We start from the raw sequence: 8005 nt of genomic DNA, 5'->3' as shown, positions 1-8005 counted from the left end.
AAGTAATGAACCACATTGCGTTTAGATTTCTGAAGCCCACCTGAAGAATTGATTCATAAAATAAGTATCGCCATTCACCAACATGGAGAAATAGTTAGTTCAGCCAGTCAGACAGGGAAATCAGACGCCAGACTACGTAATGCAGTGGTCGGGTAACGCTCATTCTGAATAAAGAGAGTTCAATATAAACGCTCTGATTTGATCGCCACCAAAAAAGAAAACTTCTATAGACCACCCTCACCAGAAATCAATCCGGGCTTGTGCAACAACCGGATAAGATTGCGGCTAAGCGCAATCTATCCTTATTCGGTATGTACCTAAAAAATTACCCCATTGCTCGCATCACATTCAGAATGGCTCTTTTCTTCATCAACGTCATTCGATGCAGCTGATTAATAATCTCATCATCCACATCAGAATCATTCACACCATCGCCCGGATGAATCAGGTACTGATTTCCCCTCCCCGTCGCCAACCATTCAAAAGAGACATTCAGAACCTCTGACATTTTCCTCAGATTCTCCAGGCTCGGGCTGCTCATGGCGGTTTCCCACTGAGCTAAAGCACTTCTGGATACACCTATCATATCTGCCAGCGCCTGCTGGGATAATTTTTTATCCTTCCGTGAACACAATATCCTTGTTGTCAGATCCATCACTTACTCTCAAGAAATCCGTATCAAACAGCAGACATAAAATGTGTCGGCCACAGAAAGGAGTTCTTTCAAAACAATGGATATTCACTGACCAGTGGAAAGGACGGAGCATAAACCTCTTCCGTGAGACGCCCTACCAGAGAACAAAGCTTCAACCAGAAAAAAGTGCTATCAACTCGCGATGGCAGAGAAATCCCAGGTACACACCGACAATCCCCATAACACCAGCAAGGGTCGGAGGCGCAGGAATAGGAAGGCGGAGAAAGCTGAAGAGAACACCGACAGCAAAGCCGGTAAACGCGGCAAGAAAGACGGAATACATAAAACGGCCCCAACACAATTGAAACAGTCTTAGTTATAGGTCATACCAAGGAGGTATGACCTATAAAATCACATTACAGAGCCAACATAAGGCCTGCAATGGTCGCACTCATCAGGTTAGACAGAGTACCAGCACACACTGCCTTGATACCCATGCGGGCAATATCCTGACGTCTATGAGGTGCCATAACACCCAGACCACCCAGCAAAATCGCAATGGAGGAGATGTTAGCAAAACCACACAGCGCGAAGGTGATGATGACCTGTGTACGCTGAGACAGCATTTCAACACCTGCGGCAGCCGCTGCTTCAGGGTTCAGATACTTAACAAAGTCCAGGTAAGCAACGAATTCGTTCACCACGACTTTCTGACCAATGAAGCTACCCGCTGTCACGATTTCATTAAACGGTACACCAATCAGGAAAGCCAGCGGGCTGAACACATAGCCCAGAATGATTTCCAAGCTCAGCTCTGGGTAACCAAAGAAACCACCGCCCCAACCAATAATACCGTTGATCATGGCGATCAATGCGATAAAGGCCAACAGCATGGCACCGACGTTAGCCGCCAGCTTCATACCGGAAGACGCACCGGAAGCCGCCGCATCAATGACGTTGGCAGGCTTCTCATCAGCGCCTTCTTCATCAGTGAGTTCGGAATCGTCTGGTGTTTCGGTTTCTGGCTTGATCATCTTAGCCATTAACAGACCACCTGGCGCCGCCATGAAGCTGGCAGCAATCAGGTATTTCAGTTCAACACCCAGACTGGCATAGCCCGCCAGTACGGAACCAGCTACAGAAGCCAAACCACCTACCATGATGGCAAACAGCTCAGAATTCGTCATACGACCAATGTAAGGACGAACCACCAGAGGAGCTTCAGTTTGACCAACGAAGATGTTAGCCGTCGCCGACAGGGATTCTGTACGACTAGTGCCCAGTAATTTCTGCAGCGCACCACCGAGAATCAAAACGACTTTCTGCATAATACCCAGGTAGTAAAGAACCGCCACCAGAGAAGAGAAGAAGATGATGATCGGGAGTACGTTGATGGCAAAAATGAAGCCCAATTTAAAGTTGCCCAGATCACCAAATAGGAAGCCAATACCATTATTGGCGTAGCTGATGACATTACTGACAACATTGGAAACATTACCCAGGATTTCCTGACCCAGCGGCACATAAAGAACGAGGGCGCCCAGACAGACCTGAATGGCAAACGCGCCACCCACCGTTCGAATATTTATGGCTTTCCGATTATCGGAAAGCGCAAAGGCAATGGCCAGCAAGCCGGCTATGCCTACGAAACTCATCAGGATTTCCATGAGGACTACCTACCTTCAAGTGGAGAATGGTTCTGTGAATTAGATTTTGCGGGCATTGTATAATCAGACTTACAAAAACAGAACAGTTTCATGACAAACTTGATCAAAAGAAGATCAGAACTTATCCAAACATTGAGTTGAATCAACATTTTTTCGAAAAACTGATCCAGAACCGGCAAGAATCTTGCTTCAAATCAATTCAACGTGCATTCAAAACAATTTACTGCCGGCTGACAATTGCGGGAAGTACGAACGTTGTCCATAAAGTATTTTAGCCGCTACTTTATAGACAACAGTGAGCGCCTGATGGAAGAAGTTAAGCGTCGTACAACTTGATGATGCTGGAAAAGTCCAACGTGGTTCCAGAGCGAGCACTATGCATTCGATAAAGGTTATCTGCCAGAGAGCCCAGAGGAGTCGCGGTGCCACTGGCTTTCGCAGAATTCAGTGCAAGCCCGAGGTCTTTCGCCATCAACCCCACCATAAAGCCACCCTGATAGCCATTGCTGGCCGGTGTTTGAGGCATCACTCCGGGCACTGGGTTGTATTTGTCCAGCACCCAATTACCACCAGAACTCTTACTCATGATTTCTGACAACACGGCCGGATCAAGCCCATTATTGATACCCAGTTTTAATGCTTCTGAGGTACCGGCCATCAAAATAGCCAGCAGCATGTTGTTACAGATTTTTGCCACCTGCCCTGCGCCTGCTTCACCTGCATGGAAAATATTCTGCCCCATCACTGCCAAAAACGGTTTTGCCTGATCTACAGCAACCTGAGAACCGCCCACCATAAACGTCAATGTTCCAGCAGCTGCACCCGCTGTGCCGCCGGATACCGGCGCATCAATAAATGGAATGCCACGAGCAGTGGCATCTGCTCCTACTTCTCTGGCAACATCGGCTTCGATGGTGCTGCAATCAATGACCAGGCAATGCTTTGGACAGTGCTCTGACAGTCGACTAAACACACCCTCTTCACCAAGATACAGTGACTTCACATGTTTTCCGGCGGGCAGCATGCTAACCACCACATCAACATCATTCACTGCATCCGTTACCGAATCTGCAGTACGACCGCCGGCCTGCTCGAACTGACTCAACGCGTCGGGCATCAAATCAAACCCACAAACATCATAACCGGCTGTGACCAGGTTACGCGCCATGGGACCGCCCATATTACCAAGACCGATGAAAGCTATCTTTGTCATTATTATTATCCTTTAATCATCGCCTAACGGTTTAATCGTCTAACTGATTAATCGTAGAACCACTCAGGTTTCCGCTTTTCCAGAAAAGCACTCACGCCTTCCTGCTGGTTTTTACCCTTGAACAAATCCAGAAAGAGTTCCCGCTCAACCGGTAAAACATCCGCAGAAAAACCAGAGCGCCCCATTTGAATCAGTTTTTTACAAGCTTTCAGCGCATCCGGACTTTGTCTTCCGGCTTTTGCGGCAAGGGATTTGGCCTGATCAAGGCCTTTGCCTTTTTCCGTCACCTCTTCCACCAAGCCAATAGCCAGCGCTTTTTCTGCATCGATTGTTTCGCCACAGAGAATCATTCGTTTGGCCCACGCCTCGCCTACTAACAAGGTAAGATTTTGAGTACCACCCGCACAGGGCAATAAACCGACACCGGCTTCTGGCAATGCCATTACGGCTCCCGCTTCCGCCACGCGAAGATCACAGGCCAACGCCACTTCAAGACCACCGCCCATGGCGTAACCATTGATGGCCGCAATGGTGAGCCCGTTGAAGTGCGTTAACGCCTCAAAGGCTCTGCCAAAGGCTTCGGCAAAAGGTCTTGCCTGATCTGGCGTGAGGTTATCAAAGCGCTTCAAATCTGCACCGGCACTGAAAAATTTGTCGGAAGCGGAAGTGATCACCAAAGCCACTACATCCGGTTTGCCATTAAGTTCATGAACCATGCCCTCCAGCTCAATCAGACTTTCTGGCGTCCAGGTGTTCGCAGGTGGATTGTCCAGTGCTAAGACTGCAGTCTTCCCTTCAACACTCAATTTCAAGACCGATGATGTTTTCATTGATAGCGTGACAGGCATTATTGCAACTCCATTCCGGTTTCCGATATTCCCTGATCCAACAAACGACGGGCGACAATCAAACGCATAATTTCATTGGTGCCTTCGAGGATCTGATGGACACGAGTGTCTCTCACATAACGCTCCAGCGGATATTCTTTGATATAGCCATAGCCACCATGAATCTGCAGGGCTTCATTACAGACGTTAAAGCCCACATCCGTCGCAAAACGCTTTGCCATGGCACAATAGGCAGACGCTTCAGGATCTTTGTTATCCAACTTAAACGCCGCCAGTCGTACCATTTGACGGGCAGCCACCAGCTCGGTATTCATATCGGCCAGTTTGAACTGTAAAGCCTGAAACGCTGCCAGCTCACGTCCAAACTGATGTCGTTCTTTCATATAAGCTCGAGCAGTATTTAATGCCTGCTGCGCAGTGCCCAGGGAGCAGGTGGCAATATTAATCCTGCCGCCATCCAAGCCTTTCATGGCAAAAGAAAACCCTTGCCCTTCTTCACCGAGAAGATGATCCGCGGGTATACGGACATTGTCGAAAGCAATTAAACGGGTTGGCTGGGCATTCCAGCCCATTTTCTCTTCCTTCTTGCCGTATTCAATACCGTTCAGATTGGCCGGCACCGCAAATGCAGAGATGCCTTTTGGCCCCGTCACACCGGTTCTGGCCATTACCAACAGCAAGTCAGTACTGCCAGCACCCGAGATAAACATCTTCGAGCCGTTAAGCACATACTCATCACCCTCACGAACAGCGCTGGTTTTCAGTGAGGCGGCATCACTACCTGAGCCGGGTTCCGTCAGACAGTAGGAAGCGAGTTTTTCTCCGCTGACCAACCCTTCACCCCAATCGGCTATTACTCGTTCGGTGGCAAATTCACCGATCATCCAGGCGACCATATTATGAATGGTGATATAGGCGGTGGTTGCCGTACAACCCATGGCCATCTGTTCAAAAATAATGTGGGAGTCCAAACGAGACAAACCAAGACCGCCCATGGCCGTGTTGGTATAGAGGGAACAGAAGCCAAGTTCGCCCGCAGCCTGGATCACATCAACAGGAAAGTGGGACTCAAGATCCCATTGTGCAGCGTTAGGTGCCAGTTCAGCACTGGCGAACTGCTGAGCCAGATCACGAAAAGCAATCTGCTCTTCAGACAGGTTGAAGTCCATGGTTGTGTACTCTTATTCTTTTTATTGTACTGTCTATTGGCCGGCAATTCTTACCAAATTACCGACCAACCTGTATTCAACATCAGATCATTTCAATGGCAACCGCTGTGGCCTCACCACCGCCAATACACAACGAAGCAACGCCTTTTTTACCACCGGTTTTCTTAAGTGCATTTAACAACGTGACCAGAATTCGTGCACCACTGGCTCCTAAAGGATGACCCAGGGCACAAGCACCACCATGGATATTGACCTTGTTGTGATCAAGCCCCAATTCACGCATCGCCATCATAGCGACGACAGCAAAGGCTTCGTTGACTTCGAATAGATCCACATCGCTGGCCTGCCAGTCAATTTTCTCCAGCAGTTTACGCGTGCAGTCAACAGGAGCAATGGTAAATTCTTCCGGCTTTTGGGCATGGCTTTGATAACCAACAATCCTTGCCACTGGCTGAAGACCTTTCGCGACTGCATCACTTTCACGCATCAGCACCAGTGCCGCTGCACCATCAGAAATAGAACTGGAGTTCGCTGCGGTCACAGAGCCATCTTTAGCAAATGCCGGACGTAACTGACGGATTTTTTCAGGGCGCGCTTTACCCGGCTGCTCATCAATCGCTATCAATCCCTTACGGGTCTCAACAGGCACAATCTCATCTTTAAATGCACCGGTTTCAATGGCCTTCTTAGCACGATCCAGAGATGCCAGTGCATAGTCGTCCATTGCGTCACGGGTTAAATCAAAACGATCTGCTGTCTGCTGAGCAAAAACACCCATGGCTTTACCGGTATAGGCATCTTCAAGGCCGTCGGTAAACATATGATCTTTCACCTGACCATGGCCAATGCGCATACCCGAACGGGCTTTATCCAACATATACGGCGCATTACTCATGCTTTCCATGCCACCGGCAACCACAACATCTGCCTCACCAGTCTTTAGCTGGCTTGCACCCAGCATGACGGTTTTCATACCAGAACCACACAGTTTGTTGACCGTGGTCGTTGGTACAGAGACCGGAATGCCTGCTCCCACAGCGGATTGTCGTGCGGGCCCCTGGCCGGTGCCAGCCGGTAAAACACAACCCATGATGACTTCTGATACTTGATCAGAAGCAACACCTGCTCGCTCAAGAGCCGCCTTAATCGCTACGGTGCCAAGTTCAACCACAGGCACTGACGACAAATCACCCTGAAAGCCACCCATCGGTGTCCGGACTGCAGATACAATGACAATATTCTCGTTTACCGGGTTAGAGGACATATCAAGACTCACTTGTTTGTTCTTTTTCTAGTATGGAGCCACTGGGGAACGTCAATGTTCATCCAGAGGCTTAGCCTGGCATGGGTTGCCCATTAATAAACAACACCATTCATCTATTAACGCATCATAGCGTTTATGATCACAAAAAACGACACCAGCGCATCCTAGACCAAGGTCTTATACTAATCAGGAACACCTCTTATCTTTTTATAGTCATCAGGCTCATTGATCACTTAAAATCGCGGGAATCACCTACCCAACCTCATTGAGATTTTCGGATGAAAAGCAGTATCCGTTTACGAGCTCTAGAGAAGAAAGACCTGCGCTTTATTCACTCGCTGAATAACAACCGCAGCATCATGTCCTACTGGTTTGAAGAACCTTATGAGTCGTTCGATGAGCTGGACGATCTTTACGGCAAACACATTCATGATAATACCGAGCGTCGCTTTGTTGCGGAATACACCCCGCAACACAGCACCACACCGGAATCCGTTGGGCTGGTGGAACTGATTGAGATTGACTATATCCATCGAAAAGCAGAATTTCAGATTATTATCGCGCCGGGGCACCAGGGAAAAGGCCATGCCAGAGCCCTGATCAAATCCGCACTGGATTATGCGTTCACCATACTGAACCTTAATAAAGTGTACCTTGTGGTTGCAGTAGAAAATGAGAAAGCAATTCACCTTTATCGTGAAACAGGCTTTATTGAAGAAGGAAGACATATTCAGGAATATTTCACGAACGGCCAATACTGCGATGTTTTGCGGATGTTTATTTTGCAGAGAGACTACCTTGTACGAATCAAAGAAAGTCTCTAAATCATAGTCAGAACTTCGTTCTTAACGGTTGTATTTCAATGTCATTTAATGGGTCAGGGTGTCTGCAATGATATGTTTCAGCACCCCCCACTTTTATAAAATCCAATTACCCTACTACGCTGGAGAGGCGTTTCTACCATTAGCTTAAGTAGGCTGAATGAATATGGTTTTCAGGATTAAACTTTACCTACAAAGAATAATAGAGCTAGGAGCCTGTCGGACTTAGAACAACTTTTGAGTATAATACCCGCAAGATCGTAAAAGACAGCCAGCCAATGAACAAATGGACTTTCAGACCCATTGACCGAGACATCCCTGACTTTTTTCCTGCCACTGTTCAGGATTATCTGCCAGAGGTGCATCTTGCTCGCTTTGTTGTAGAGGTG

General features: G+C 48.0%; 8 protein-coding genes. 1 reads left to right on the top strand and 7 read right to left on the bottom strand.

What is annotated here, in order from left to right; genetic code table 11:
- Nucleotides 1-325: 325 nt before the first annotated feature.
- The 7 genes from AKL11_RS21915 to AKL11_RS21890 form a co-directional block, all read right to left on the bottom strand.
- Entirely contained in the window at nt 326-655 is a 330-nt protein-coding gene (locus AKL11_RS21915) for a helix-turn-helix domain-containing protein (protein WP_095210618.1), read from the bottom strand.
- A 151-nt stretch (nt 656-806) separates the two neighbouring features.
- The gene (locus tag AKL11_RS24850) at nt 807-977 is read right to left on the bottom strand and encodes a XapX domain-containing protein (protein ID WP_095210617.1); all 171 of its coding nucleotides are present in this window, start codon (nt 975-977) and stop codon (nt 807-809) included.
- A 73-nt stretch (nt 978-1050) separates the two neighbouring features.
- Nucleotides 1051-2301 (bottom strand): NupC/NupG family nucleoside CNT transporter, encoded by a 1251-nt coding sequence (locus AKL11_RS21910; RefSeq protein WP_067521997.1) that lies wholly within the window; start codon nt 2299-2301, stop codon nt 1051-1053.
- A 316-nt stretch (nt 2302-2617) separates the two neighbouring features.
- The gene (gene mmsB / locus AKL11_RS21905; RefSeq protein WP_067521994.1) at nt 2618-3514 is read right to left on the bottom strand and encodes a 3-hydroxyisobutyrate dehydrogenase; all 897 of its coding nucleotides are present in this window, start codon (nt 3512-3514) and stop codon (nt 2618-2620) included.
- Between the two features lie 47 nt (nt 3515-3561).
- On the bottom strand, nt 3562-4362 hold the full coding sequence (locus AKL11_RS21900; RefSeq protein WP_253705278.1) for an enoyl-CoA hydratase: 801 nt from the start codon (nt 4360-4362) through the stop codon (nt 3562-3564).
- Complete coding sequence (locus AKL11_RS21895; RefSeq protein WP_067521993.1) at nt 4362-5531, bottom strand: acyl-CoA dehydrogenase family protein; 1170 nt, start codon at nt 5529-5531, stop codon at nt 4362-4364. The genes AKL11_RS21900 and AKL11_RS21895 overlap by 1 nt, the downstream gene beginning before the upstream one ends.
- An 82-nt stretch (nt 5532-5613) precedes the next feature.
- Nucleotides 5614-6795: a thiolase family protein gene (locus AKL11_RS21890; RefSeq protein WP_067522139.1), complete on the bottom strand. Its 1182-nt coding sequence runs from the start codon at nt 6793-6795 to the stop codon at nt 5614-5616.
- A gap of 278 nt (nt 6796-7073) precedes the next feature.
- Between AKL11_RS21890 and speG the strand changes: the two genes are divergently transcribed.
- Nucleotides 7074-7619, top strand: a complete 546-nt coding sequence (speG, locus tag AKL11_RS21885; protein ID WP_067521992.1) for a spermidine N1-acetyltransferase — start codon at nt 7074-7076, stop codon at nt 7617-7619.
- Nucleotides 7620-8005: the final 386 nt, after the last annotated feature.

The organism is Endozoicomonas ascidiicola, from assembly GCF_001646945.1.
Classification (GTDB): domain Bacteria; phylum Pseudomonadota; class Gammaproteobacteria; order Pseudomonadales; family Endozoicomonadaceae; genus Endozoicomonas; species Endozoicomonas ascidiicola.
The sequence above is the reverse complement of the archived record's forward strand: the minus strand, read 5'-3'. Positions and strand labels throughout refer to the sequence as shown.